Origin of the sequence: uncultured Tateyamaria sp. (genome assembly GCF_947503045.1) — a bacterium.
Taxonomy (GTDB): domain Bacteria; phylum Pseudomonadota; class Alphaproteobacteria; order Rhodobacterales; family Rhodobacteraceae; genus Tateyamaria.
Map to the genome: position 1 here is coordinate 972,111 of NZ_CANNCF010000002.1, position 26,443 is coordinate 998,553.

The following is a 26,443-nucleotide window of genomic DNA, read 5'->3' on the forward strand; positions in this document are numbered from 1 at the left end:
TGCCATGTCTGATCGTTTCAAGGTGGGCCAGGCCACGCGTCGTTCTGTTCTGGGCGACATGCATGTCGACCGGGCCGAGGCCGACCAGTCATCCTTTGACGTCCCGTTTCAGACGCTGATCACCGAGGGCGCTTGGGGCACGTTGTGGTCGGATGATACCATCAGCAAACGGGAACGTTCGATGCTGACGCTTTCCCTGTTGGCGGCGACAGGGAATTTCGAGGAAATCCCAATGCATATCCGGGCAACCGCCAACACGGGCGCCAGCCCCGAGGATGTTATGCAAGCATTTTTGCACGTGGCCGTTTATGCGGGGGTGCCCAAGGCGAACCATGCGATCAAACTGGCCAAACAGACTTATGCCGAGATGGGAGTCACTTTATGAGCGCCCAAAACACACCGACAAGGCAGGGTGGTTTTTTTCCGCGTGACCGGACCTGGCAACCCGATGCGCTGACACCATCATACAAGACGAGCGTCAAACGAAGCCCTCAGGCTGCTTTGCTGTCTTTCCCGACCACCCTCAGCGAGGAAACGGCGCCCCTGTTTGGGCATGGCCTGCTTGGCAAGCTGGACAACGACCTGATCCACAACTTTGCAAAGGCTGGTGAAAGCGCGATAGGTCCGCGTATCATCGTGCATGGACGCGTTCTGGATGAGAACGGTCGCGGTGTCCCAGATGCCCTGCTGGAGGTTTGGCAGGCCAATGCCGGGGGGCGTTATCGCCACAAGAAGGAGAGTTATCTGGCGCCTCTGGACCCGAATTTTGGTGGTTGCGGACGCGCGATCACAGGTGAGGACGGCAGCTATGAGCTCGCCACCATTCAGCCCGGTCCATATCCTTGGCCCAATGGCCCGAACGATTGGCGACCTGCGCACATTCACTTTTCCATATTTGGCCACAGCTTTGCGCAGCGTTTGATCACCCAGATGTATTTCGAGGGTGATCCGCATATCAAACTGTGTCCCATCGTCGGCGTCCTGAAATCCCAGGATGCAGTCGATGCGTTGACAGCACCACTGGACATGAACCGCACGGTCCCGATGGACAGCCGTGCGTTTAAGTTTGATATCGTGCTGCGCGGACGACGCCAGTCCTACTTTGAAAATCGCCCGGAAGGTCTTTGATCATGGCGCAAAAATTGAATTACTTGCGTGAAAGTCCAAGCCAGACTGGCGGGCCTTATGTGCATATTGGCTGCACTCCCAATTTCACAGGGATCGGCATGTATGGCGGAGACCTTGGCACGTCGATGAAAACAGGGCCGGTTCAAGGCACGGAAATTAGCATCAAGGGCACAGTCTTTGATGGGACCGGAACCCCGTTGCGCGACGCAATGATCGAAATCTGGCAACCAGACGCGGCAGGTCTGTTTCCCTCTGCCAATGAAACGCGCGGAACGGCAGACCCCCACTTTACCGGTTGGGGGCGGTCTCCGGGCGATATGGAAACCGGTGAATTCACGTTCGAAACTGTCAAGCCGGGTGCCGTCCCTTTCCCGGACGGACGCATGCAGGCCCCTCATATTAACGCATGGATCGTAGCGCGCGGCATCAATGTCGGTTTGCACACCCGCATCTATTTCGAGGATGAAGCGGAGGCCAATGTAACCGATCCAATCCTGACCCGAATCGAGCATCAAAACCGTATTCCGACCCTGCTGGCCAAACCGGAAGGTGTTGGGAGCTACCGGTTCGACATTCATCTGCAAGGTCCGCTCGAGACCATCTTTTTCGATATGTGAGAACCCGACATTCGCACCCGTATGTACGAGCTGGACTTACCAAATACGTGACAGAAAAACGTGAGCGTGCAGGTTGATCTCTGCGCTCCGGGCAGTTCAAATCTCGGGTTCATTCGGCATGCGGTCAATAATGCAACCGGTTGCAAAATAAATCAATGACGATAAGGTGGGCGCATTCCGAGTGGAGAATCGTCGCCCCTTATGCAGCCGATTGGCATAAATCATATGACTACGCCGAACCGTTCGGTGGACGCGCTGCTGGACCTTGCCGCCAGGCTTGGCGCGTTTGGCGTTGAGCTGCGAAACGATCTAGGCCGCGACATTTTTGGCGGCCACTCACCTCAGGATGTCGGTCAGCAGGCGTCAGAACGTGGTTTGAAAATTCTGGCCGTCGCAGAGATCAAGGCGTTCAACAGCCCCGATGTGGACATGCAAAAAGCAAAGGCGCTGATCCGTCAGGCACAGGCCTGTGGCGCGTTGGGCGTCGCCCTGATCCCTGCCGTGCTGACCCATGAAACCGCGCGCGACGTGCAAAGAGAAATGTTGAGAACCAGCCTGACACGCCTGCGCCCGTTGCTTGAAGAACATCAGCAGGTTGGGCTGATCGAGCCGATTGGCTTTGGCACCAGCACCCTGCGTTTCAAACAAGATGTGGCCGATGTGCTGCACGCTATAGGCCGCCCCGCATGCTTTGGGATCATCCACGACACTTTCCATCACTGCCTTGCGGAATCGGACACGCTGCAGGCTGACCTGACGATGCTGATGCATATCTCCGGTGTCGATGATCCAGCGCCACAAGTGGACGAATTGGAGGACAAACACCGGGTTCTGGTCGGTCCCCGAGACCGTCTCGGATCAGTGGCGCAAATCAAGGCGCTTGCTGACAATGGCTATGACGGTCCGATCTCGTTCGAGGCCTTTGCACCCGACATTCACAACCTCACCGACCCGTCCGCCGCATTGGCCGGGTCCATTGATCATATTGCGCACAGCCTTGCCGAAAATGCAGGGCGGGTGCGCGCAACCGAAACGCTCTGAAAATGAGCCAACCCGGCTTAATCAATCGTGTGCCGGGCACGAACCTAGGGAGAAGAACATGAACAAATTTCTATTGGCCGCCGGTATAACGGCACTGATGGCGACAACCGCGATGGCTGAAACCATCGGCGTGTCTGTTGCACGTTTTGACGACAACGGCCTGACCATCATGCGCAACGGCATGACATCGCACGCCGATACGCTGGACGGCGTGGACCTGCAGGTCGAAGATGCACAGGACGATGTGGCACGCCAGCTTGACCAGATCAACAACTTCATCGCGTCCGGCGTTGACGCCATCATCGTGAACGCGGTTGATACAAACGCGACCGAAGCGATGTCGAACGCCGCCGCCTCTGCCGGTGTTCCGCTGGTCTACGTAAACCGCCAGCCGATCAACATGGACACGTTGCCAGAAGGTCAGGCGTTCGTGGCCTCCAACGAAATCGAATCCGGCACACTCGCAGCATTCCGCATGTGCCAGGATCTGCGCGCGCAGGGTAAGTCCGGCGGCGCCAAGGCGTATATGCTGATGGGTCAGCTATCCAACCAGGCCGCAGTCCAACGTTCCAAGGACTTCCACGACGTGATCGGCATGGACATGTGCAACTTCATCGAGCTGATCGACGAGCAGACGGCCAACTGGTCCCGTGACGAAGCGCAGGATTTGATGACCAACTGGATTTCTTCGGGCGAGCCGTTTGACGCAGTCTTCGGCAACAACGACGAAATGGCCATCGGCGCCATTCAGGCGATGAAGTCCGCAGGCATGTCCATGGACGATGTGGTTGTGGGCGGTGTGGACGCCACACCGGACGCACTGGTTGCGATGGCCGCAGGCGACATGGACGTGACCGTGTTCCAGGACCTTGCAGGTCAAGGTGCCGGTTCCATCGACACAGCGCTCAAGCTGGCACGTGGCGAGGATGTCGACAAGACAGTCTTCATCCCCTTCAAGCTGGTGACGCCTGAAAACCTGGCTGACTTCCAGTAGACTAAAATAACGTGGGCGGCGCTTGCAGTGCCGCCCATATTTCTAACGCCCATCAGGGCAGCCCGAATTGGGCCAAAGAGGGAATAGGATGTCCGATACATCACAAGGAACCGGTGGGCTCGCCTTCGATTCCAAAAAGAGATCTTGGCCCAATGAGCTGAATATCTTTTTCGCACTGATCATCATCGTGGTGATCTTTGAAATTCTCGGGCAGACGCTGCCTTACATGAACGATCAGAGCTTTCTGTTCGACACGCGTGATCGCTTCGACACCATCTTTAACGAAGCCCGGCTGCGCATCATCATTCTGCAGGTTTCGATCATCGGGATCATCGCGCTGGGCGTGACGCAGGTCATCATCACTGCAGGCATCGATCTGTCATCGGGCCCTTTGGTGGGTGCGACGGCGATGATCGTGATGTCCTTTGCACAGACCGAACTGGTCAACGGAAACCTGAACCCCAACCCGGTTCTGGGAACATGGGCTTTTGATTTGCCGGTGTTGATACCGGTCATTGTCGGGCTCGCCTTTGGGGCCTTCATAGGGGCGATCAACGGATCGCTCATCGCATACACGCGCATCCCGCCCTTCATCGCGACACTGGGCATGTTCCTGATCTGCCGCGGCATCGCGCAGGCCTGGACGCGGGGCAAGCCCGTGTCCTTCCCGACCGAGGGCTACGCCGCTCTCGGCAAAGGGATGATGCCGGTCTTCTGGTTTCTGGCTCTGGCGATCTTGTGTCACGTTTTGCTGCGCTACACGCTTTACGGCAAGCACACCTACGCCATCGGCTCCAACGAGGATGCCGCGCGCATGTCCGGCATCAACGTGCAACGCCACAAGGTGCTGGTCTACATGATCGCCTCGATGCTGGCGGCTTTTGCGGCTGTGATCCTGAGTTCGAAAAACCTCACGGCCCAATCCGGCATGGGGATCTTTTACGAACTTTACGCAATTGCGATGGCCGTGATCGGTGGCGTCAGCCTCACAGGTGGGCGCGGATCGATCGTCGGGACCGTGCTGGGGGCCATGGTCTTTGGTGTTATCCAATCCGGTTTCACCTACATCAAGCTCGACGCGTTCTATCAGTTGATGGCGATGGGCGGAATTATCATCAGTGCGGTGGTCTTGGACAAAATGCGCCAAGAACGCGCGTTGTTACGCAGCTAGGGGGCACGTCATGAGCGACATTATTCTACAAACCGAAGGCCTCACCAAACACTACGGTGGCGTGCACGCGCTGAACGACGCCGACTTTACCCTAAAAAAGGGAGAGCACGTGGCGATCATGGGTGACAACGGCGCGGGCAAATCCACATTTGTGCGCCAGATCACCGGGGTCGAACAGCGCACGAGCGGCAAGATCACATTCGATGGGAATGAGGTCCACTTTTCTGGCCCCATCGATGCACGTGAGGCGGGCATTGAAACCGTGTTCCAGACACTTGCACTGGCCGATGATCTGGACGTGCCCGACAACCTGTTTCTGGGCCGTGAAAAGACCAAGCTGAACTGGCTCGGCCCATTCCGCTTTCTCGACTACAAGGCCATGCGGCGCGAAACCATCGAAGGGCTCGAGCGAACGGGGGTGAAAATCCCTAACATCCGCAACACGATCGCCAACATGTCAGGCGGTCAGCGCCAATGTGTGGCCATCGCCCGCACGGCAACCTTTGCCTCAAAATTGACCATCATGGACGAACCCACGGCAGCTTTGGGCGTTCAGGAAACGGCGCAGGTTGAAAACATCATCCGCACGTTGAAAGAACAGGGTGAACCACTCATTCTGGTCAGCCACAACATGCGGCAGGTGTTCGATCTGGTAGATCGTATCATTGTCTTCCGGCGCGGTCGGATCGTGGCGAACCTGAACAAAGAAGACACGGACGGCAACGATGTGGTGTCCTACATTACCGGTGCAAAAACCGGTGCGGAGTATGAAGGCGCAGCGTGAAATTCTTCGACTTTACAGACCCGTTCTTTGCACCTGTCTGGATCAGGGTTTGTGTCGTGGCTGTCTGCGTCCTTTGGGGCCTGTTTGAATTGGCCACCGGACAGGTCGTCTGGGCAGTTGTCTTTTTCGGGATGGGCGCGTTGTCGGGCTGGCGGTTCTGCGTCAACGACTATGACCGCGATACGGACGGGTAGGGCGCGCATTGGCCGTAACTCTTAAAGATGTGGCGGAACTGGCGGGTGTGTCACGCTCTGCCGTGTCGCGCACCTATACCGAAGGTGCGTCGGTCTCCGCCAAGACCCGCGAAAAGGTCCGCAAGGCCGCAGAAGATCTGGGCTATAGCCCCAATGCTCTTGCCTCGTCGCTGACCACCGGCCGCACCAAGATGATTGGGTTGGTGTCGAACAACTTTCACAACCCGATCTTTCTCGAAGTCTTTGATCTGTTCACCAAGGGCTTGCAGGACCGGGGTCTACGTCCGCTTTTGGTCAATCTCACCAACGAAACCGACGCCGCGCAATCCGTCAGGATGCTGCGCCAGTATTCGGTGGATGGCGTGATCGTGGCCTCGTCGACCCTGCCGCCCAGTTTCGCCGACGCTTTTCGTGTTGCAGGTGTGCCGGTGGTGCAGTCCTTTGGCCGTCTGATGGACAATCCCGATGTCAGTGTGCTTGGCATTGACAATATCGCGGCGGGACGGCTGGCAGCGCAAACGCTGATCGCCCATGGATACACCCGGATCGGATTCCTCGGCGGGCCGCGCGGTGCGACCTCAACCCAGGACCGGCAATCCGGATTTCTGGGCGAAGTCGCGCGCCACAAGCACGTCGAGGCAACCACCAGTTTTGCGGCGGAATACTCGTTCGAAGCAGGGCGCGCCGAAATGCAGCGCCTGCTTGAGGCCCCCCTCGCGCAGGCCTACTTCTGCGGCGATGACGTGCTGTCCATCGGGGTGCTGTCCGCGCTGCAATCTGCTGGTCTCGGCGTGCCGAATGACGTTGGGATCATCGGCCTCAACGACATGCAGATGGCGGGGTGGGAAAACATCAACCTGACCACGATCCGCAACCCGATCAAGGATATCATTGCCGCGTCGATCGACATGATTTGCGCACGGGTCGAAGACAACAGCTGCCCGCCCGAGGCGCGTCTGTTCGAATGCTGCGTGGTCGAGCGCGGGACGCTCAGCCACCTAACCTAGCGGAACATCGGTGGCCGCGCGTCCAGCCACGCCCCGTCTTGCTTGCCTGATTGCGCGACAGCAACAACTGCCGCCATCGACCGCAATCCGTCCTCGGCGCGGGGATAGAGGTTTGCCGCCGGATCCATGGTTCGACCGTCCTTGCGCGCATTGATGGCTTCGGCGAGGTCCTTGTAGATGTTGGCAAAGGCAAGCGGCATCCCCTCGGCATGGCCGATGGTGACACGGGTGGTGCGATCCGCCTCAGGTGACAGATTTGCTTCGCCACGTTCAATTATTTGCAACCGTTCGCCCAGAGGCATGTAGTATAGCTGGTTGGGTTGTTCCTGGCTCCAACGCAGACCGCCGGTTTCGCCAAAGACCTGAATGCCCAGCCCGTGTTGACGACCGATGGCGATGGACGAGGTCCACAGCCGCCCGACGGCACCGCCATTCATGCGAAAATTCACCATCGCGTCATCTTCGAGCGTGCGCACCTCAATGCAGGACACGCAATCGGCGGATAGCTTGGTCACTTCCTGCCCGGTCACAAAGGACGCCATGTGCATCGCGTGAATACCGCAATCCGCAAACTGCGCCGACACACCCGCCTGTGCAGGATTATAGCGCCAGCGCACGCGCGGATTGTCCGCATCTGCCGCATCGGCGTGGTGGCCATGGGCGAATTCGGCGTTGACGACACGTACCTTGCCGATGTCGCCGCGCGCGATCATGGCCTTCATGTGCCGCACCAACGAATAGCCCGAATAGCCGTAGTTCACTGCGCATATCCGGTCCGTTGCCCTGGCCGTGTTGACGATATCTTCGCCTTCATCAACGGTCATGGTCATCGGCTTTTCACACAGCACGTGAAACCCGGCCTCGAGGAACGCCTTGGTGATCTCGTAATGGGTCGAATTTGGCGTGGCCACCGTTACCAGATCGACGCGGTCATCGCGGTTGCTCTCGCCTTCCAGCATGTCTTGCCACGACCCATAGGCCCTGTCGCCCAGACCAAGTCGGTGGCCATAGTCGATGCCCTCATCAGCCCGGTGATCAAGCGCACCGGCGCTGAATTCGAACAACCCGTCAAGCCCGGCTCCAAGACGGTGGGCTGGTCCAATCTGGCTGCCTTCGCCGCCGCCGATCATGCCCCATTTGAGTTTCGTCATATCAGGCTCCTTCAAAACCGATGGATTGCAGGTAGGCCCGGTTCAGCTTGGCATCGTCGATGGGAGAGGTGTCGCCCTGCGGGTCGCAATCCTGCTCGACCGTGCACCAACCCTCAAAGCCGTTCTCTTCCAGCACACGGCGCACGGCCGGAAAATCCACATCACCGTCGCCGAGATTGCAAAAGATGCCCTGGGCACAGGCGTCATAGAACCCGGTACGCTTGGCGACGACGTCTTCCTTCACCTTGGGATCAATGTCCTTGAAGTGCATATAGCTGATGCGCGAAATGTGCTTTTTCATGAAGGCCACGGGATCAAAACCGGCATAGGAATGATGGCCGGTGTCAAAGCAGATCTTGAGGATGCTTTCGTCCACTTCGCTCAGCAGGCGCTCAAGCTCGGGTTCAAAGTCCATGAAGCCAGCCGCGTGGGCATGGATGCCCACGGTCAAGCCGTACTCTTCGGTGCCCATCTTGGCCACGGTCGCGATCTTGTCGCGGTATGCGGCCCATTCGGCCTTGTCCATCTGTTCGGCCTCGTCGGCACGACCCGCAGTGGGCGCACGACGGGGCGAGATGCTGTCGATCAAAACCAGATGCTGCGCGCCATGCGCCTTGAGCGCCTTGCAGGTGCGCACCGCGCCGTCCATCACGTCGTCCCAGGCCTCAGGGTCGTGGAACGGGCGAAAGACCACGCCGCCAACCAGTTCTTGATTGAACTCTTCCAGAGCGTCCCCAAGGATCGCCGGGTATTCGGGCATGAAACCGACAGGGCCCAGCTCGATCCCAGTATAGCCGGCTTCGGCGTTTTCGTGCAGCACCTTGCGCCAGCCGGGGTTGCGCGGATCATCTGCGAACTCCACGCCCCATGAACAGGGCGCATTTCCGATTTTGATCATCTTTGTATTCCTTTAGTAATCTGCAAGGTCGACCCAGGCCCGCTTGGCGCTGGAATCGATAGCTGCTTTGACAACGCGGTTGACCTCCATGCCCTCGGCAAAGGTCGGCCAGATGTTGGTCTTGGTCTCGATGGCGGTCAGGAAATCCTTGGCCTCGATGATGATTTGATCCTGATAGCCGGTGCCATGCCCCGGCCCCTGACAGAAGGCCGCATAGTCGGGATGCGCAGGGCCAGTCAGGATCTTGCGAAAGCCCTGTTCCGCCTCGGACCCTTCGCGCAGGTACAGGTTCAGGGCGTTCTGGTCCTCGCCATCAAAAATGATCATGCCCTTGGTCCCGTGGATCTCATAGCTGTAACCCATCTTGCGCCCGGTCGCGACGCGGCTGACATGGATGTGGCCCTGCACACCGCTTTCAAATTCAACCATCATCTGGGCCTGATCGTCGTTGGTCACAGGTTTGCCGTCGCGGGTCTTGTGTACGGTCTCGACAACCGCACTCAACCGCGCAATCGGACCCATGAGGCGACGCGCGCCGTTGATCATGTGGGGGGCCAGATCACCCATGCAGCCGTTTGCCATCCCTTCACAGCGCCATGTGTAGGGCGCGTCGGGATCGGCTGAGAAATCCTCGGTATGCTCGCCGCGGAAATAGGTGAGATCACCGATGCGCCCCTGCTGGACCAGTTGATAGGCATATTGCGATGCAGGCGTGCGGATGTAGTTGAACCCGCTCATGTGGATGGCGCCGCCTGCTTCAGCTGCGTCCAGCATGGCACGACTGTCTTCGAGCGTAGCCCCCAGCGGTTTTTCGCAGAACACCGGCAGACCCCGCGCAAATGCGGCCTCCGCAATGGCACGGTGCGTGCCTTGCGGCGAGGCAATGACAACCGCGTCGATGGCCGGGTCGTTGACCAAGTCGTGCCAATCCGTGGTGCATCGGTTGAACCCGAATTTCTGTTTGTAGCGCTGTGCGGATGGCTCGGACGTGGCGCAAACCATCTCGAGCACCGGGCGCAGGTTTGTCTCAAACACTGTGCCGACAGCCGCATATGCTGCCGCGTGGGCCTTGCCCATGTAGCCACCACCGACAATTCCAATTCTGATCTCGGTCATCGCTGACATGCCTTCCAGAAACTCGTTGCAACCGGTTGCAAAATGCGTATCCTTGTTTGTAGCCGCTGGTCAACACCAATGTTATCCGGCAAGAAATAGTTACCAGACCGGAGGTACGTCATGGGACAGGGCAGCGACACCATTACCCTGACAACTGCGCAGGCCATCATTCGCTACCTTGCGGCGCAATATATCGAGATCGACGGCGTGAAAACCCGTGTTTGCGGTGGCGGGTTCGGCATTTTCGGGCATGGCAACGTCACCTGTCTGGGCGAGGCGCTTTATGCTCATCGCGACGAACTGCCGCTCTATCGGGGACAAAACGAACAAGGGATGGGATTCGCGGCTGCCGCCTATGCCAAGCACAAGCTGCGTCGTCGCTTCATGTTCTGCACCGCGTCGGCCGGGCCGGGCACGGCCAACCTGCTGACTTCAGCCGCATTGGCCCATGCCAACCGCCTGCCCATGCTGTTGTTGTGCGGGGACGCGTTCCTGACGCGGTTGCCCGACCCGGTGCTGCAACAGTTGGAACACTTCAACAATCCAACCTTTGGCGTGAACGACGCGTTCAAGGCTGTCTCGCGCTATTGGGATCGCATCACGCACCCCGCGCAGATCATCCAGTCGCTGCCTGCGGCCCTCAACACGATGCTGGATCCGGCTGATTGCGGTCCGGCTTTTTTGGGTCTGCCGCAGGATGTGCAGGGGTGGACTTACGACTATCCGGTCTCCTTCTTCGAAGAGCGGGTGCACCGCATCCGGAGCCAGCCTGCAGATGACGCCGAAATCGCAGAGGCCGCGGCACTGCTGACATCCGCAAAGCGCCCCATGATCATCGCAGGGGGCGGCGTGCAATATGCAGGCGCGGTGACCGAACTGACCGCCTTCGCCGAGGCCCGTAGCATTCCCGTGGTCGAAACGATTGCAGGACGGGCGAACCTGAAAAACGACCATCCGTTGAACATCGGCCCGATCGGTGTCACGGGCTCGGAGTCCGCCAACACCATCGCCGAAGAGGCCGATGTGATCCTCGCCATCGGCACAAGGTTGCAGGATTTCACCACCGGCTCATGGACTGCCTTTGCCAAGAATGCGCGGATCATCGGAATGAATGTGGGTCGCCATGACGCGGCCAAGCACATGTCAATGACCGTGGTGGGCGACGCCAAGCTGACGGTACCCGCTCTGGACGACGCCCTGGCCGACTACACCACGCCACAAGACTGGACGCAGAAAGCGCAAAGCGAACGCGCCAAATGGACGGCCTATGTCGTCGAAAACACCCGGGTCGGAAACGGGCCCGCCTCGTACGCTCAGGCCATCGGGACTGTCAACGATCTGTGCAGCCCGCGCGACCGTGTTGTGGCGGCTGCAGGCGGCTTGCCTGCCGAAGTCACCGCCAATTGGAAAACGCTGGACATCGGCACGGTCGACGTCGAGTTCGGCTTTTCCTGCATGGGTTATGAAATCGCCGGTGGCTGGGGTGCGCGCATTGCGCAGTCCGAGGATGAACCCGACAGCGACACCATCGTCTTCACCGGCGACGGATCTTATTTGCTGATGAATTCGGACATCTACTCTTCAGTCCTGACCCGCAAGAAACTGATCGTTGTCGTGCTGGACAATGGTGGTTTTGCGGTGATCAACAAATTGCAGAACAACACCGGGCACGAAAGTTTCAACAACCTGATCACTGACACACCCACCGTGCCCGAACCCTTCGCTGTCGATTTCGAGGCGCACGCGCGCGCCATGGGGGCCAAGGCCGAAACCGTCGAGATGGCCAATCTGGGTGCCGCGTTCGAGCGGGCCAAGGCCAGCGACAAGACCTATGTGATCTGCGCCAAGGTTGACGCCTATAACGGCTGGACGACCGAAGGACACACGTGGTGGGAGGTCGGCACGCCACACATTTCGAACAGCGCCAGCGTGACTGCGGCCCACAAAGACGTTGAAAGCGCGCGCGCACGCCAGCGCAAGGGCGTCTGATATGGACCTGATCGAAGGGATCAAGGCGAACAATTTTGTCGTGGTTGGCCGCGCAGGGATGGATTTCTTTACTCCCGCAGGCGGCGCGACCGAAGAGGCGGACGTGATGACCGCAGGCCTTGGCGGCTCGTCGGCCAACATCGCGGCAGGTATCTGCAAACTTGGAGGGGCCGCCGCCCTCGTCACGCGAGTCTCGGATGACAGCATCGGGCGCTACTGCGTGAACCAGTTGAAACGCTACGGCGTGGACGCCACCCATGTGACTCCGATTGGCGGCGAGTTCCGCAACTCGCTCGCCGTCTACGAATCCCGCGTCGAAGGGCACCAATCGGTAATCTATCGCAATGGGGCCGCCGATTTCCAAATGGACAAGGCAGATGTCGACGCGGTCGATTACGCCAAATACGGCGCACTCATCACCGCCGGAACAGTCTTTGCCGCCGAGCCTTCACGCAGCGCCTCGTTCCATGCCTTTGCGCTGGCCAAAAAGGCAGGCGTGCCGATCATATTTGACGTCGATTACCGCCCCTATTCATGGCCTTCGCCGCAGGTCGCCTCTGACGTGCTCAGCCGGGCGGCGGCCGAATCCGACATGATCGTGGGAAATGACGAAGAGTTCGGCTTCATGGCAGGCTCCATCGACAAGGGGTTGGCCAAGGCGCGCGCACTGTCTGAAACCTCAGCCGCCATCGTAATCTACAAGATGGGGCAGGACGGCGCGATCACGTTTGCAAATGGCGAGGAAATCCGTACCGGAATCTACCCGGTTGAGGCGCTGAAACCCACAGGGGCGGGCGACAGTTTCATGGCGGGCATGCTGACGTCGATTGCCGGTGGGCATGACCTCAAAACCGCGATCCTGCGCGGGTCAGCCTGCGCCTCGGTCACCGTCTCGCGTCCGGGCTGTGCGCCTGCTATGGCAGATAGCGAAACACTGGAAACATTTCTGGCCGACCATTCCGGCCCGACATCCGCATAAAGGAACCCGTCCATGCATATCGCGCCCTTCGACAACCAGAACAAACCGATCGTCGACCTCGATGACAGCACGGTTCCGCTGAACTACTTCAACGTCGTGAAGCTCAAGAAAGGCGAGGCGTTCGAATATGCCACGCCCGGCTACGAGACCTGCATCGTGCCTGCCACCGGCACGGTCGATGTGAATGTCGAAGGGTTCAAGGCCGACGCCGTGGGCGGTCGCGTCGAAGATGTCTGGGACGGCGAACCCGAGGGGGTCTATGTGCCCACCGCGGCCAAGGCCGAGATGGTGTGTATCTCTGACGAGGCCGAAATCTTTGTCGCCGGGGCGCGCTATGACGAGGTGCTCGAGGCCTTTGCAGTGCGCAATGACGAGTTGGACATGGTGCAATACGGCTCGGACGAGACGAAAACGCACCGCAAGATCAAGCACATCCTCGGCACCAAATACCACGACAAAGTGGGCCGTCTTCTGGTGTCTGAACTGTTCACCGTGGGCGAGGGCGGTTGGTCCGGCTTTCCCTCGCACAAGCATGACACCGACCGTCTGCCCATCGAAACGCGCCACGACGAGACCTACAATTTCCGCTTCAAGCCCAAGCACGGATCGGGCGTGCAAATGCTGCAGCGCGAAGATGGCAAGCCGGGGGATGCCTATCACCTCGTCGACGGTTCAACCATTTGCCTCGACAACGGATACCACCCCTGCTGCGTGCTGCCTGGCTACCAGATGTACTATTTCACCATTCTGGGCGGCTTGTCTCAGCGATCACTCGTGCAATACTTTCAACCCTCACATGCCTACCAGATCGAAACGATCCCGGGCATCAAAGACATGATTGCCAAGTTCAAATGACACTTGCGACCCTGTCAGAGGTGCTGCAACCCGCCCTTCAGGACGGCTATGCAGTGGCGGGTGTGGTGACGCTCGGCTGGGAAGACATGCGCGCCTTTGTTGCGGCAGCCGAGGCTGAAAACTGCCCCCTCATTCTGCAGGCCGGGCCCGGATGTCGCGCGCATACGCCGCTGCCGATCCTGGGCAAGATGTTCCGGCACCTGGCAGAGGGCGCATCTGTACCGGTCGTGGCCCATCTGGATCACGGCTATACCTATGATGAATGCGCCGAGGCGCTTGATTGTGGTTTCACTTCACTGATGTTCGACGGATCGCGCAAACCGCTCAAGGACAACGTTGCCGAAACCCGGGCCATCGTCGAAATGGCGCACGCTGCGGGTGTTTCCTGCGAAGGTGAGATCGGTTTTGTCGGCTATGCAAATGGCGAGAATTCGGCAGGCACGGACCCGGACGAGGCCGCGCTGTTCGCGGAAGAGACTGGCGTAGATGCCATGGCAATCTCGTGTGGGAATGTCCACTTGCAGCAAGATCAAGAGGGCGGTCTGGATGAGGCGCGCATCACTGCCATTCAGGCCGTGACTGGTGTGCCGTTGGTGATCCACGGCGGCTCTGGCGTGCCGGTGGCGCAGCGCACATCGCTCGCCCGCGCCTCCAACATCTGCAAGTTCAACATCGGGACGGAATTACGTATGGCTTTTGGCGCCGCCATGCGCGCGGCGGTGAATGCCGACCCCGCGCGTTTTGACCGGGTGGAGATCCTGAAAGAAACGCATGATCCGATGGTTGTGGCAACACGCCGCGTGCTGGCGGCCTTGAAAGGATAGAGCATGCTGAACATCGGAATTCTGGGCAGCGGACGGATCGGTCAGGTTCACAGCGCGACACTCGCCGTCATGAGCGAAGCACAAGCAGTGGCGGTATCGGATTTCCTGCCCGAAGCCGCCGAGGCGCTGGCCACAAAAATCGACGCCAAGGCGATGAGCACCGAAGAGATCATCGCAGACCCGTCAATTGACGCCGTCATCATCGGCACGCCGACCACGACCCATTACGATCTGATTCATCAGGCAGCGGCGGCGGGCAAAGCAATATTTTGCGAAAAGCCGGTGGACCTGTCGGTCGAGCGCATCCGAGAATGCCTTGCCGTGGTCGAAAAAGCGGGCGTGCCATTCATGACGGCTTTCAACCGCCGCTTCGATCCCAGCTTTGCACTTCTGCAAAAACAGATTGCGGATCAAGTGATCGGCAATGTCGAAATCGTCACTATCCTGTCGCGCGATCCGTCACCGCCGCCGATCGGCTACATCAAGACGTCGGGCGGGATCTTCCGTGACATGATGATCCACGATCTGGACATGGCCCGCTTTTTGTTGGGCGAAGATCCGGTTGAGATCTCGGCCGCAGGATCGTGCCTCGTGGATCCGGAGATTGGCGAGGCAGGCGATTTTGATACGGCTGCCGTTACCTTGAAAACTGCAAAAGGGCGTATCTGCCAGATTTCCAACTCGCGGCGGGCCACTTATGGCTATGACCAGCGGATCGAAGTGCACGGCAGCAAAGGGATGTTGCGCGCAGACAATGTTCTGGAAAACACGGTCGAAGTGTCAAATGAGCGCGGCTTTCGCAAGGCGGCAACACAACCCTTTTTTCTGGAGCGCTATGCTGCGGCCTATCGGGCAGAGATGCAGCATTTCGTTGACGTGATCGCGAATGGCAAGCAAATGACTCCATCAGGCATGGACGGTCTGAAGGCACAAATTCTGGCGGACGCCGCAGACGCCTGCGCGCGAGACGGGAAGATCAGAACCTTGTCCCTTTGATGGCAATGTCGACGGTCTAGTAGCCGGTTTTTTTAGCCTCTCGTTCGGTGTGCGAGACGGTGAGACGAACATGGTTTCATCCTCCACCGAAAAACATGGAACACGCGCCTGATATTGCTACATTTCAGGAAAGGAGGATCCACGGACAACCACTGGCCTCCGGATCACAAATCGCCGCTAAAAGAATCGGGATACGCCGTTCTCGAACCAGCTTCTTTCAGGCGAATGGCAAGATGTGCAGTTCCAGATGCCAGCACTCGCCTTCGTGCGTTTCATATGTCTACATACCTGTCTTGAGACTGTCGAACCGCGATCAAACTAGCGCACTACGAATTCGGCATGCAGCGCACCCGCCGCCTTGATGCTCTTCAGAATGTCGATCATGTCGCGAGGGGCCACTCCCAAGGCGTTCAAGCCCGCAATGACTTCGGACAGGGATGCGCCTTCGGGAATCTCAGCAAGCCCGATCCCTTCATCATCCTGAATGTCTGCGGTCGTGCGCGGTACGACAACGGTTGCGCCTTCCGAAAACGGATTGGGTTGCACGGCCAATGGCTGTTCCTGAATGCGCAAGGTCAGGTTGCCCTGCGAGACAGCGACGCGCGAAATGCGTACGTCATCGCCCATCACAATGGTTCCGGATCTTTGATCGACCACCACTCTGGCTTTGCGTTCCGGTTCAACCGTGATGTTCTCGACCCTTCCGATGGCATGGGCAACAGAACGCATGCGCGATGCCGCGACATTCATGCTGACAGTGCCAGAATCGAGCATCGTTGCGATGGGGCGGCCAAAATCGGCATTGATCGCCTCTTCAATACGTGTCGCTGTTGTAAAATCGGCATTGCGCAACGCGAGGCGTACATCCGTCAAGCTGCTGAGTTCGAAATCGATTTCGCGCTCTACCCGAGCACCCGAAGGAATCACGCCGGCCGTTGGCACACCCTGTGTGACCCGCGCTCCGTCACCTTCTGCGACGGCCCCGCCAGCAATAATGGTGCCCTGCGCAACAGCGTAGATTTGGCCGTCAGCCGCATTCATTGGGGTCATTATCAACGTCCCACCCAAAAGGCTTTTGGCATCACCGATCGCAGAAACGGTCACATCAATCTGCGATCCGCTGCGCGCAAACTGTGGCAGAGTCGCGGTGACAAACACCGCGGCGACGTTCTTGGGGCGGAACTGTTCGCCGGTCACATTCACTCCAAGCCGTTCCAGGATATTGGTCATGATGTCTTCGGTGAAGGGCGCGTTGCGCAAGCCGTCCCCGGTTCCGTCCAGACCAACGACAAGACCATATCCAACCAGATCGTTGCCACGCACGCCGTCGAACTCGACCAGATCCTTGATCCGAACCGGTCCAGCGACCGCTGCCTGGATCCAGATTGCGATCAGAGAAATGACAATCAACCACCTCATCGGATGTAGTTCACAAATGACATGTCGGACATGCGCGCGGTGATGGTGTACAGGCTTTGCAGTTGAAATTGAACGGCCTCCAATTCTGTTGCAGCTTCATATGGATCGACCTGAAGCAACGCGCTTTTTGCACTCAGGAGCGAAAACTCCTCAGCAGAATTTCGTGCCGCAACGACTTCGATTTGGGCTTGGGATGACCCAACGGATGCGCGTGTCGACGTCAGTGCGGATTGCGCCTGAAACAAGGTCTGCCCGGTTTCCTGCAACAAGGCCTGCCTATTGTCCGAACTGAGGCCGTAACTGATGTCGCCGCTGATCGCGGCAATGGACACATGCATCAGAACATCGCGAAGTGCCTGGCTGTTCGCCGTCAGGTTCAGTCCGACGGTTTCGTCGCCTCCCAATCGAAAAGGGGCCAGTGTTTCGTCCGTACCGTTGTAGACAAGTGCGGCGAAACCGCTGGGATCGTTGAACCAGGTTTCAGCAGCCAGTTTTAGATCTGTAGTGCTTGTCGCGCCCACGGTCGCAGCGCGCAATTCGGCGAGCAGGGTTTCCATCCCCTGCAATGCCGGTTGATCCGTGGCCCGTCCCGAAAAAAGACTGCGCCCGCCAGACGACGTGTTCAGAGCATCGACAATCGTCGCCAACTCCGCCTCTGCCTCGGCCGTGAATTGATCCAGAACCGGGCCGTTGGCGTGGGGGGACATTGCAAGGTATTTGGCGCTCAGGCTTTCGACACTTGCATTCACACGCTCGAGCGCCGATTGCGTTGCGTCGGCAAATTGCCCGGCTTCCACCGTCGCAACGCGATAACCAGCCAGCGTTTGCAAATCGCTTTCGAGGTCGGAGAGATAGCTGGTATTTCCTGCCAGGACAGATTTCACGTCACTGACCTGACCCGTGGACAGCTCTTCTGTAATGCGGCCCAAATCAGCTTTCAGAGCCGCGCCGCGTCTTTGAAGCATGAAGGTTTGTGCGAGATCGCCAAGAGAAAAGCTGTTCATCCTCAGATCCTCAGAAGTTCGTCGAACATTTGGTCGACGGTTTCAATGACGCGTGCGTTCGCCGCATAGGCCTGCTCGATGACCATCAGGTTCTGCAGTTCGACATCGGTGTCTACACCATTGGCCAGTTCCAGTTCGGTCAGTTCATAAAACTGGGCAGAGGCAAAACTCAGCTGTTGGTCTTCTCTCAGTCTCGTTGCCCCGATTTGCGATGCAAATCCGGCCATGACGCCAGTTGCCGAAAGTGCGGCGGACCCAAACGAACCGGACGACGTTATGCGTGCGTCGGTCAGTGCTTCTGACAGGGCGTTCAAGAGTGTGGCGTCGCCGGATAGGCCGGGTGCAACAGCGCCCAGCCCATCGCGCATACGCCACGTCTGACCGCCTTGCGCGGGATCCACCAATTCATTCAGCGCAATTCGGTTTGCGAGGCCAAGCTCGAATGCGGGATCCAGAGCTGCCCCGGAATCTGTGAAAAGGCCCGCCTGTCCGACCGCAAGGGTCGGATCAACCGCGCTGGATTCGAACCGCTCGATCATGTCGCGGGCCACCGCATCGATCTGCACCTGTGCTTGCGGTGCCAGTTCGTCGCGAATCTCGAATTGCGCGCCGAGAGTGCCGCCATGCAAGCGACCCGTGGTGGAGGTCGTGTTGACCGCGTATCCGTTGATGGTCAAACCCGAGAGCGTGCCGTCGGTGATCGACATGAACGGCGTGACGACATTTGACGGTTCAAACCCGATTTCGGCGGCCCGCCCGTCCAGCAAGATTGCACCGCCAGTTGAATACAGCGCCACCGCCCCATGATCGCGGTCCAACATCCGAACGGGAACCATTTCGCTGATCTGGTCGATCAGAACCTGCCGCTGATCCTGCAGACCTGATGTGTCGTTCTGACGGCCGCTGGCTGCGGTGATGCGTGCGTTGAGTTTTTGCACACCCTGCAACGCATCATTGAGCCGTGTGACCTGATCAGCAATGCTACGGTCAGCATTGGTCCGGGCCGACTGGATGCCATCGGCGATCGAATTGATCGACCGCGCGAGGTCACGCGCGCCAAGTGCGGCACTATCCAGACGTTCAGTTGCGTCGGGTCTGCTGCTCGCCAGAATAAGGTTGTTTTCAAAACTGGCGAGGCGACCGGAAAGTGAATCCAGTTGGTCCGGGGTGCCGATCAGATTCTCGATACGGTTCAGGTAGTCAGAGGTTGCTGCACGATACCCGAACTCGGACCCGGCGAGGCGACGGTCCGCGATGACCTGAAGGTCGATCTGGCGGTTTATGCCATTGATCTGAACGCCGCCGGTGTTGCCGATGGATGCAGAACTGATCGAAAGCGTCCTGCGCGCATAGCCCGGGGTCAAAGCATTTGCGATGTTGCTCGACACCAGCCCTGAAGCGCGACTGGCGGCATGCAGGCCGGACATGGCAGAATTGAGAGCGCTTGATATGGTCATGTGCCGGCCTTTCGACGGAGGCCCGGGCCTTGGCCCGGGTCAGGTTTATCGTTTGATATTGGTGGTTTCCTGCAACATTTCGTCGACGGTCTGAATGACCTTGGCATTGGACGAATACGCGCGCTGGGTCTGGATCATCGCCGTCAGTTCGCCCGCCACATCAACCGCGGATTCCTCACGTGCGTAAGACACGATGTCGCCAGTCGGGCCATCACCCGCGTCCCAAAGAAAGAAGCTGCCGCTTTCCGGGGAGGGTAGGTATGTTTGCTGGTCCAGCGCCACCATGCCGTTGGGGTTCGGCAGGTCGACGAGGGGAATCTGGTAGATCGTGCGGTTGATGCCGGTGTCAAAGAACGCCGTCACAAAGCCATTCGCGTCCACTTCGACATTGGTCATGTTGCCGACGGGTGATCCGTCCTTGGAAATGGAGACGGGGGCAAAGCTGTCAGACAACTGCGTGATTCCGTCATTGTCCCCAAGCGTGCCGATGTTGATTTCCAGCGGCCCCCCTTCGGCTGCGATGATCAGGTTGCCGGTGACAGGATCATAGGCGCCGCCACTCACCGTCGCGACGCTTGCCAAGGTGCCGCCGGAAGTACGGCTGTTGTCGAATGTCAGCACGTACTCCCCGACGACGGCGTTGTTCAGCGCCGAATCCGTCATCTGGATGGTCCACTCGTTCGAGGACCCTGTCGCGGGGACGGTGGGGGTAAAGCTGATATTGATGTTTTCGGATGTGCCGAGGTTGTCGAAATATTCGACTGATAGATACTGGATCTCACCGGCGGACCCTGCATCGGTATCCGTCGCAGGCAGGTTCACACCCAGCGCCAGTTTTGTCGTGGGCTCACCCGAGAACTGGTTGACGTTGATCTGCACAGGCTCGAGCCCGTCGGACGTATCGCGCGGGAAGGTCGGAACCGTACCGTCCGGAAGGGCGGGCCAGCCAAGGAGCACAAGACCGGAATCGGACCGCAGGAACCCTTCGGCATCGGTGCGGAAGGACCCGGTTGTCGTCAAATGCATCAGCGGGTCGCCATTGGAGACTCCAATTTCGCTTTCCTTTGCGACGGGCAGCATGCCGCGACCGCGCACGGCAAGGTCTGTTGCATTGGAAGTCGAAACCAGCGATCCGCTCTGATCGATCAGGCGCGAGGTTGTGGCCCGCACGCCACCGGCGGAATAGGTGCCGCCGTTGGACGAGATCACCAGTGAATGGAAATCGGTCTGCACCCGTTTATAGCCAAACGTGGACGAGTTCGCGATGTTGTCCGAAATGGACGCAAGTCGCGTTGCGTTCGATTGGAGGCCCGCAACACCTGCGTTAAGCGACGAAGAGATGGTCATGAGACACGCCTTTCTGCTGTATCAACCTGAGTTGACTCACAGATAGGGAACGTCACTTAACGTCAGGCTAACAGATACAATTCAATCTATTCGCCTTGCGTTTGCCACTATCTCAGCAAAATGATCTCAAGCCGGTTGTTGCGGATAGCCATTGGATTCCGCTCTGCCGCGGGTTGGCGATCAGCATGGCCCGTGACGCGTTTGATGCGGGCCGATGAGACGCCGGACTCTTCGAGCATCACGCGCATGATACTGGCCTGTTCTGCAGAGCGATCCCACGTGAGATTGTTCGCCAGAACAATCGGTTCCGCGGCCACATGTCCCTCGACTGCGATGCCGTTGGACACTGTCCGGGACGTGTCGGCAATCAGACCGGCGAGGCTGCGCAACAGCGCTGTTGGCGTGTTGGTGCCCGGATGGAACAAACGCGCATCTTCGGTGGCGAATACTTCGATCACCAACCCTTCGTCGGTCAGCCTCGTGTTGATGTGGCGCAGTTCGTTTTCCATCACTGTGGATTCGCCGCCATGACCGACCAGCAAAGCCTCAAGCGATTCAAACACTTCGTCCTGTGCTGCACCGGCGCCTTCGTCCGACATGCCGGATTCGCCGCGGGCCTGCTGGGATTCTGTGGTGTGCTGAGCCGAGGCCCCGATGCCGTTTTGCGGCAAGGTTTCTTCGGAAAACACCGAGCTGCCGCCAAAATTGCCGTCACCGCCGCCAGACGTCCGGCTGATCGGAATCGACGGCGAAAAGTAGTCAGACAGACCCTTGCGCTGTTGTTCTGTCGTTGCATTCAGCAGCCACATCAACATGAAGAATGCCATCATCGCGGTTACGAAATCCGCATAGGCCACTTTCCAAGCTCCGCCGTGGTGGCCACCGCCGCCCACGACCTTTTTCCGCTTGATAATGATTGGCCGCGCATTGGCTTGCACGCTCATATCCCACACCTCTTGGTCACCCGCAGAAGGGTATACCCGCCGGGCGTTTCATCACCCTTAACAGATACAATTTTCAGGATTTACGCTTGCCCCTTGCGCTGGCTGCGGGAACGCGCGCAGATGAGCGCATGACCTCAACCGCGCATGACAGTGCCTATTCCTGGCTTCGGCTGGGGCTGACCCTTGGGATCGCTATGGTTGCCAATGTCGGCATGTGGGCGATCATCGTGATCATGCCTGCGGTCGAAGCCGAGTTCGGCGTGAGCCGCGCCGAGGCCAGCCTGCCCTATACCCTGACGATGATCGGCTTTGCGGTGGGCAACTTTGCCGTCGGGCGCGCGGTCGATGTCTGGGGGGTCACGCGGGTGCTGCTTCTCTGCGCCTTTGGCATCGCTGCCGGGTACGGGTTGGCGATGGCGAGCGGGTCGATCCTTGCCCTGTCGATGGCGCAGCTGATCGTCGGATTTGGCACCTCTGTAGGCTTTGGTCCGCTGATCGCGGATATCTCGCATTGGTTCATGAAGCGGCGCGGGATTGCGGTCGCGATTGTGGCCAGCGGCAACTACCTGTCCGGCGCGATATGGCCGATCCTGCTGGCAGGCATTCTGGCCGAAAGCGGCTGGCGCACGGCCTATGCGGTGCTGGCCATTGCAACCCTTGTCATCGTGATCCCGCTCGCCTTTGCGCTGCGCCGCCAAGTGCCTGAAAGTGCACATGAAGTGGCCGAGGCGGCCTCGGTCGCGAATGCCCATTCCTCGGGTCTGTCGCCGCGCGCACTGGCGTGGTTGCTGGGCCTTGCGGGGGTGGGGTGTTGCGTGGCGATGTCGATGCCGCAGGTCCATATTGTGAGTTACTGTGTCGACCTTGGCTATGGACCTGCGGTGGGGGCGGAGATGCTGTCGCTGATGCTGCTGGGCGGTGTCGGCTCGCGCCTTGTGTCGGGGCTGCTGGCGGACCGTCTGGGCGGGGTGCGCACGCTGCTGCTGGGCTCGGTTCTGCAGGCGTTTGCGCTGGTGCTCTACCTGCCGTCAGACGCGCTGATATCGCTCTATGTGGTCAGCCTGATCTTTGGTCTCAGCCAGGGTGGGATCGTGCCGAGCTATGCGTTGATCGTGCGGGAATACATGCCTGCCCGCGAAGCCGGGGCGCGGGTCGGTTTCGTTCTGATGGCGACCATCATGGGCATGGCGCTGGGCGGGTGGATGTCGGGGTGGATCTATGACGTGACCGGCAGCTATCAGGCGGCGTTCTGGAACGGCATTGCGTGGAACGGGATGAACATCGCGATCATGGTCTGGCTGCTGAGCCGGAGCCGTCCGCGCCGGGTGCTGCAACCGGCCTGAGAGCAGCGTGCGCGCAACGGGTGGTTGGCGCATCAATGCATTTGCGCGAATCAAATCGTTAAGGCCAGGAAAACAAGGGGTTTGCGCGAGTCACAACCCGTGCACAGGGCGTGCACACCCTGTGCACCGTTTGGCATACGATTTGGCTAAATGGGCGGGTTAACGCGGCGCACGGTGCTGAGTGTTGAGGAAGGGTTAATGCCGGGTGGGCGGAGGACACCTCCTCCTTACGGGTTAAGCAATCGGACCGGAATCAAGGCCGCAAGGCCGCCGGGCCAGCGGCTGCCCGCCCACCGGGGCGGCCGCTATGTCGATGATGTCGCGATATCAGGTCCGCAAAGGCGAACGATCACCATAAATCAATGTGCAGAGAGGTCGGAGCGGCCCCCCGCGGAACGGCGCTGGACCGGCGTGTTCTCAGCCTTTGTCGGGCACCATCTTGCCCGTGAGGTGATCCGTCCCGCGCGCCTTGGCCAAGGCGACCTGTTTTTGCCGTTCGCGGAACCGGGCCTTGTCATCGTCCGAGGTTTCATGCGCGCAGTGATGGCAGGCCACGCCCTGTTCATATTCGGGGCGGTCTCGATCCTCGGGCAGCACCGGGCGACGGCAGGCGTGGCAGAGCAGGTGCGGGCCGATTTCGAGGCCGTGCCCAACGCTGACACGCCCGTCAAAGACAAAGCACTCGCCCTGCCATGTGCTGTCGTCCTGGGGCACCTCCTCAAGGTATTTCAGGATGCCGCCCTTGAGGTGATAGACGTCCTCGACCCCCTGGCCGAGAAGGTAGTTGGTGGATTTTTCGCAGCGAATGCCGCCGGTGCAGAACATCGCGATTTTCTTGTTGTGAAACTGGTGCTTGTTGGCCTCCCACCATGCGGGGAACTCACCGAAACTGGCGGTTTTGGGGTCCACCGCGCCGTCAAAAGTGCCGATGGCGACCTCGTAGTCGTTGCGGGTGTCGATCACGGCGACGTCCGGCTGGGTGATCAGATCGTTCCAGTCGGCGGCCTCGACATAGTGGCCGGTGCGCGCGACCGGGTCCACGTCCGGCTGACCCATGGTGACGATCTCGCGCTTGAGCCGCACCTTCATCTTGCCGAAGGGCGGCGTGGGGCTGTGGCTTTCCTTATGTTCAAGTGCGGCGCATCCGGGCAGGGCGCGGATATGGGCGAGCACGGCGTCGATGCCGGCGCGCGGGCCAGCGATGGTGCCGTTGATCCCCTCAGGTGCCAGCAAGAGCGAGCCGGTCACGTCCTGCGCCTGACACAACGCAAGCAGCGGCGGTTTCAGCGCGGCTGGATCGGAAAAGCGCGTGAAGTGATAGAGGGCGGCGATGGTGAACATGCGCGCTCAGATACGCCTGCGGGCACTGTCCTGCAAGCCTTGGCCGTGCGCCCCGATCCCGGACCCCGCCTGTTTGCACAGTGGATGGCGCGACCCGCCGCCGTCTGCCGCAAAGGACGGGTATTCCAGACTATGTTTACTTTGCCGGACCTGTGATCGTCGGATCATTCAAGGAAGGCATATATAAGTGATTGATTCAAAAACCCTACTTCTTCTCGCGGCCATCGGCTTGCCCCTGGGCGCCTGTGCGCCGTCCCCGGATGACACCCAGATTGTTCCCCCACCTTCGCTGCTGCCAGCGGAGTCGACGGAACCAGAGCCGAAAAGCACGAAAGTGTTTGATATGAACGAGGACGGCACTGCGAGCGCAGGCGAGGTCGCGGGCGGTGTCTTGGGCGTTGCGGTCATCATCGCCGTATGTCCGTTCTGCGTTTTGGGGATGTGAATGGCCGCTGATCCGGAAGCTGACGTGTTATCGGCATTTCGTTTGGCATAAAGCGGGTCTAGTCTGGGGTAACAGTCTGAAACGGAGCCCCACATGACCCATGCGCTGATCGTGATCGACGTCCAGAACGATTTTTGCCCCGGCGGCGCGCTGGCGGTGCCAGAGGGGGACGTGATTTTGCCCGGCATCAATGCGCTGATGAATGAGGCCGAGGCGGTGATCCTGACGCAGGACTGGCATCCGGGCGGGCATTCATCCTTTGCCAGCAGTCATGCGGGGGCCAGCCCCTACGAGATGATCGACATGCCTTATGGGCCGCAGGTGCTGTGGCCGGATCACTGTATTCAGGGCACAGATGGCGCGGCCTTTCATAAGGATTTGAACGTGGACCGCGCCGACATGATCGTGCGCAAAGGGTACCGTCCGGCCATCGACAGCTATTCGGCACTGTTCGAGAATGATCACACGACGCCCACGGGGCTTGAGGGCTATCTGCGCACGCGCGGCATCGAGAGCTTGACGCTGGTGGGGCTGGCCACGGATTTCTGCGTGAACTTTTCCGCCGTGGATGCGGCCAGGCTGGGCTTTGATGTCACCGTGCGCACCGATTTGTGCCGCGCCATTGATCTGGACGGATCGCTGGCGGCGGCGATGGACGGGATGACGGGCGCGGGTGTGAGCGTGACCTGATCAGGCGGGCTTGAGCTTGTTGGCGTCCTTGACCATCTCGGTCACCTGCTTGGCCTCGGCCTTGAGCATTTTGACGGACTTCTTGATCAGCGACTTGGCCTTTTTCACGCCGGAGGTGATGGATCCGACCTGCGTGATCCAGCCAAACACGAGCTGCAGCATCATCTTCATCGTGTCGATGACCTTGAGCACGATTTCAATCGGGTTGATGACAACCATGACCTCCATCACTTTGGACAGGATGGTGCGGAACATCTTGGCCAGACGGGCGACCATCGCCTTGACCACCTTGAACGCCTTTTGCGGTACCTTGGCGGCCTTGCGGATCACGGCGAGGATCTTGGAGGCGAACTTGATCCCCTCGATGACCAGCTTTTCGACAGAGGCCACCACCTGAACCAGTCTGGTGCCCATCTTGATGACGCTTTCAACGGCGGATTTGCCAACTGTCTTTGCAATCTCCTTGGCCGCCTTTTTGACGTTCACCAGAAACCCCTGCAACGACACGATCATCGGTTTCATCTTGACCAGAACGTTGCGGAAGAATTCGAGGAGCCGTGAGTGAATCCGGACAACTTTGTCCTGAATGGGGATGAGGGGATTGTCGGGTTGTGCCTGTGCCATGAGAATTTCGTCCAAAATTGTTTTGTCAAAATACACGCGAACCAATGTACGCAGGGCCACGGTGCCGCAAATCGGGTTTTTTTGC

Annotated in this window: 27 protein-coding genes; 17 read left to right on the forward strand and 10 right to left on the reverse strand. The window is 59.2% G+C overall.

What is annotated here, in order from left to right; genetic code table 11:
* The first annotated feature begins 4 nt into the window (after positions 1 to 4).
* The 9 genes from pcaC to Q1A89_RS13235 all read left to right on the forward strand — a co-directional run bounded on the left by pcaC (position 5) and on the right by Q1A89_RS13235 (position 6,936).
* On the forward strand, positions 5 to 385 hold the full coding sequence (gene pcaC, locus Q1A89_RS13195; protein ID WP_299728794.1) for a 4-carboxymuconolactone decarboxylase: 381 nt from the start codon (positions 5 to 7) through the stop codon (positions 383 to 385).
* Positions 382 to 1,128 carry a protocatechuate 3,4-dioxygenase subunit beta gene (gene pcaH / locus Q1A89_RS13200; RefSeq protein ID WP_299728797.1) on the forward strand — a complete coding sequence of 249 codons (747 nt, stop codon included), beginning with the start codon at positions 382 to 384 and terminating at the stop codon, positions 1,126 to 1,128. The genes pcaC and pcaH overlap by 4 nt, the downstream gene beginning before the upstream one ends.
* 2 nt (positions 1,129 to 1,130) lie before the next feature.
* Positions 1,131 to 1,745 (forward strand): protocatechuate 3,4-dioxygenase subunit alpha, encoded by a 615-nt coding sequence (gene pcaG, locus Q1A89_RS13205; protein WP_299728798.1) that lies wholly within the window; start codon positions 1,131 to 1,133, stop codon positions 1,743 to 1,745.
* A gap of 225 nt (positions 1,746 to 1,970) precedes the next feature.
* Positions 1,971 to 2,786 (forward strand): TIM barrel protein, encoded by an 816-nt coding sequence (locus tag Q1A89_RS13210; protein WP_299728800.1) that lies wholly within the window; start codon positions 1,971 to 1,973, stop codon positions 2,784 to 2,786.
* 58 nt (positions 2,787 to 2,844) lie between these two features.
* Positions 2,845 to 3,780: a sugar ABC transporter substrate-binding protein gene (locus Q1A89_RS13215; RefSeq protein ID WP_299728802.1), complete on the forward strand. Its 936-nt coding sequence runs from the start codon at positions 2,845 to 2,847 to the stop codon at positions 3,778 to 3,780.
* Positions 3,781 to 3,868: 88 nt separating this feature from the next.
* Positions 3,869 to 4,951 carry an ABC transporter permease gene (locus Q1A89_RS13220; protein ID WP_299728804.1) on the forward strand — a complete coding sequence of 361 codons (1,083 nt, stop codon included), beginning with the start codon at positions 3,869 to 3,871 and terminating at the stop codon, positions 4,949 to 4,951.
* 10 nt (positions 4,952 to 4,961) lie between these two features.
* On the forward strand, positions 4,962 to 5,735 hold the full coding sequence (locus Q1A89_RS13225; RefSeq protein WP_299728807.1) for an ATP-binding cassette domain-containing protein: 774 nt from the start codon (positions 4,962 to 4,964) through the stop codon (positions 5,733 to 5,735).
* A complete protein-coding gene (locus tag Q1A89_RS13230) occupies positions 5,732 to 5,929 on the forward strand; it encodes a hypothetical protein (protein WP_299728810.1) in 198 nt (65 codons plus the stop codon). The genes Q1A89_RS13225 and Q1A89_RS13230 overlap by 4 nt, the downstream gene beginning before the upstream one ends.
* A gap of 8 nt (positions 5,930 to 5,937) precedes the next feature.
* Positions 5,938 to 6,936, forward strand: coding sequence for a LacI family DNA-binding transcriptional regulator (locus Q1A89_RS13235; protein WP_299728813.1), 999 nt, complete (start codon positions 5,938 to 5,940; stop codon positions 6,934 to 6,936).
* Here Q1A89_RS13235 and Q1A89_RS13240 read toward each other — a convergent pair.
* Genes Q1A89_RS13240 through Q1A89_RS13250 form a run of 3 tightly spaced genes read right to left on the reverse strand, consistent with a single transcriptional unit; the run spans position 6,933 to position 10,101 of the window.
* The gene (locus Q1A89_RS13240) at positions 6,933 to 8,087 is read right to left on the reverse strand and encodes a Gfo/Idh/MocA family oxidoreductase (protein WP_299728816.1); all 1,155 of its coding nucleotides are present in this window, start codon (positions 8,085 to 8,087) and stop codon (positions 6,933 to 6,935) included. The genes Q1A89_RS13235 and Q1A89_RS13240 overlap by 4 nt on opposite strands.
* Position 8,088: 1 nt before the next feature.
* Positions 8,089 to 8,985, reverse strand: a complete 897-nt coding sequence (locus Q1A89_RS13245) for a TIM barrel protein (RefSeq protein ID WP_299728819.1) — start codon at positions 8,983 to 8,985, stop codon at positions 8,089 to 8,091.
* 12 nt (positions 8,986 to 8,997) lie between these two features.
* Positions 8,998 to 10,101, reverse strand: coding sequence for a Gfo/Idh/MocA family oxidoreductase (locus Q1A89_RS13250; protein ID WP_299728821.1), 1,104 nt, complete (start codon positions 10,099 to 10,101; stop codon positions 8,998 to 9,000).
* 120 nt (positions 10,102 to 10,221) lie between these two features.
* Here Q1A89_RS13250 and iolD point away from each other — a divergent pair, with 120 nt between their 5' ends.
* The 5 genes from iolD to iolG are packed head-to-tail and all read left to right on the forward strand — an operon-like array spanning position 10,222 to position 15,744.
* On the forward strand, positions 10,222 to 12,090 hold the full coding sequence (gene iolD, locus Q1A89_RS13255; protein ID WP_299728824.1) for a 3D-(3,5/4)-trihydroxycyclohexane-1,2-dione acylhydrolase (decyclizing): 1,869 nt from the start codon (positions 10,222 to 10,224) through the stop codon (positions 12,088 to 12,090).
* A 1-nt stretch (position 12,091) separates the two neighbouring features.
* Positions 12,092 to 13,069: a 5-dehydro-2-deoxygluconokinase gene (gene iolC, locus Q1A89_RS13260; protein ID WP_299728827.1), complete on the forward strand. Its 978-nt coding sequence runs from the start codon at positions 12,092 to 12,094 to the stop codon at positions 13,067 to 13,069.
* Positions 13,070 to 13,081: 12 nt separating this feature from the next.
* Positions 13,082 to 13,924, forward strand: a complete 843-nt coding sequence (locus Q1A89_RS13265; protein ID WP_299728830.1) for a 5-deoxy-glucuronate isomerase — start codon at positions 13,082 to 13,084, stop codon at positions 13,922 to 13,924.
* Positions 13,921 to 14,748: a class II fructose-bisphosphate aldolase gene (locus Q1A89_RS13270; RefSeq protein WP_299728833.1), complete on the forward strand. Its 828-nt coding sequence runs from the start codon at positions 13,921 to 13,923 to the stop codon at positions 14,746 to 14,748. Before Q1A89_RS13265 ends, Q1A89_RS13270 begins: the two co-directional genes overlap by 4 nt.
* Positions 14,749 to 14,751: 3 nt before the next feature.
* On the forward strand, positions 14,752 to 15,744 hold the full coding sequence (gene iolG, locus Q1A89_RS13275) for an inositol 2-dehydrogenase (protein ID WP_299728836.1): 993 nt from the start codon (positions 14,752 to 14,754) through the stop codon (positions 15,742 to 15,744).
* Positions 15,745 to 16,062: 318 nt separating this feature from the next.
* On the opposite strand, the gene Q1A89_RS13280 is transcribed toward iolG, so the two are convergent.
* The 5 genes from Q1A89_RS13280 to Q1A89_RS13300 form a co-directional block, all read right to left on the reverse strand.
* Complete coding sequence (locus Q1A89_RS13280; RefSeq protein ID WP_299728839.1) at positions 16,063 to 17,163, reverse strand: flagellar basal body P-ring protein FlgI; 1,101 nt, start codon at positions 17,161 to 17,163, stop codon at positions 16,063 to 16,065.
* Positions 17,160 to 18,167, reverse strand: coding sequence for a flagellin (locus tag Q1A89_RS13285; RefSeq protein WP_299728842.1), 1,008 nt, complete (start codon positions 18,165 to 18,167; stop codon positions 17,160 to 17,162). Before Q1A89_RS13285 ends, Q1A89_RS13280 begins: the two co-directional genes overlap by 4 nt.
* Before the next feature lie 2 nt (positions 18,168 to 18,169).
* A complete protein-coding gene (gene flgK, locus Q1A89_RS13290; RefSeq protein ID WP_299728845.1) occupies positions 18,170 to 19,624 on the reverse strand; it encodes a flagellar hook-associated protein FlgK in 1,455 nt (484 codons plus the stop codon).
* Positions 19,625 to 19,669: 45 nt separating this feature from the next.
* Positions 19,670 to 20,971 carry a flagellar hook-basal body complex protein gene (locus Q1A89_RS13295; protein ID WP_299728848.1) on the reverse strand — a complete coding sequence of 434 codons (1,302 nt, stop codon included), beginning with the start codon at positions 20,969 to 20,971 and terminating at the stop codon, positions 19,670 to 19,672.
* A gap of 107 nt (positions 20,972 to 21,078) precedes the next feature.
* Positions 21,079 to 21,915, reverse strand: coding sequence for a flagellar motor protein MotB (locus Q1A89_RS13300; RefSeq protein ID WP_299728851.1), 837 nt, complete (start codon positions 21,913 to 21,915; stop codon positions 21,079 to 21,081).
* 128 nt (positions 21,916 to 22,043) lie between these two features.
* On the opposite strand from Q1A89_RS13300, the gene Q1A89_RS13305 reads away from it, so the two are divergent.
* Positions 22,044 to 23,258 (forward strand): MFS transporter, encoded by a 1,215-nt coding sequence (locus tag Q1A89_RS13305; protein WP_299728854.1) that lies wholly within the window; start codon positions 22,044 to 22,046, stop codon positions 23,256 to 23,258.
* Between the two features lie 417 nt (positions 23,259 to 23,675).
* Here Q1A89_RS13305 and Q1A89_RS13310 read toward each other — a convergent pair whose 3' ends face one another.
* A complete protein-coding gene (locus Q1A89_RS13310; protein WP_299728857.1) occupies positions 23,676 to 24,599 on the reverse strand; it encodes a rhodanese-related sulfurtransferase in 924 nt (307 codons plus the stop codon).
* A 187-nt stretch (positions 24,600 to 24,786) separates the two neighbouring features.
* Between Q1A89_RS13310 and Q1A89_RS13315 the strand changes: the two genes are divergently transcribed.
* Both Q1A89_RS13315 and pncA read left to right on the forward strand, forming a co-directional pair.
* Complete coding sequence (locus Q1A89_RS13315; RefSeq protein WP_299728859.1) at positions 24,787 to 25,044, forward strand: hypothetical protein; 258 nt, start codon at positions 24,787 to 24,789, stop codon at positions 25,042 to 25,044.
* A 93-nt stretch (positions 25,045 to 25,137) separates the two neighbouring features.
* The gene (gene pncA, locus Q1A89_RS13320) at positions 25,138 to 25,734 is read left to right on the forward strand and encodes a bifunctional nicotinamidase/pyrazinamidase (protein ID WP_299728861.1); all 597 of its coding nucleotides are present in this window, start codon (positions 25,138 to 25,140) and stop codon (positions 25,732 to 25,734) included.
* Here the strand turns inward: pncA and Q1A89_RS13325 are convergent, their stop codons facing one another.
* Entirely contained in the window at positions 25,735 to 26,358 is a 624-nt protein-coding gene (locus Q1A89_RS13325; protein WP_299728863.1) for a hypothetical protein, read from the reverse strand. It abuts the gene before it with no gap.
* Positions 26,359 to 26,443 lie beyond the last annotated feature (85 nt).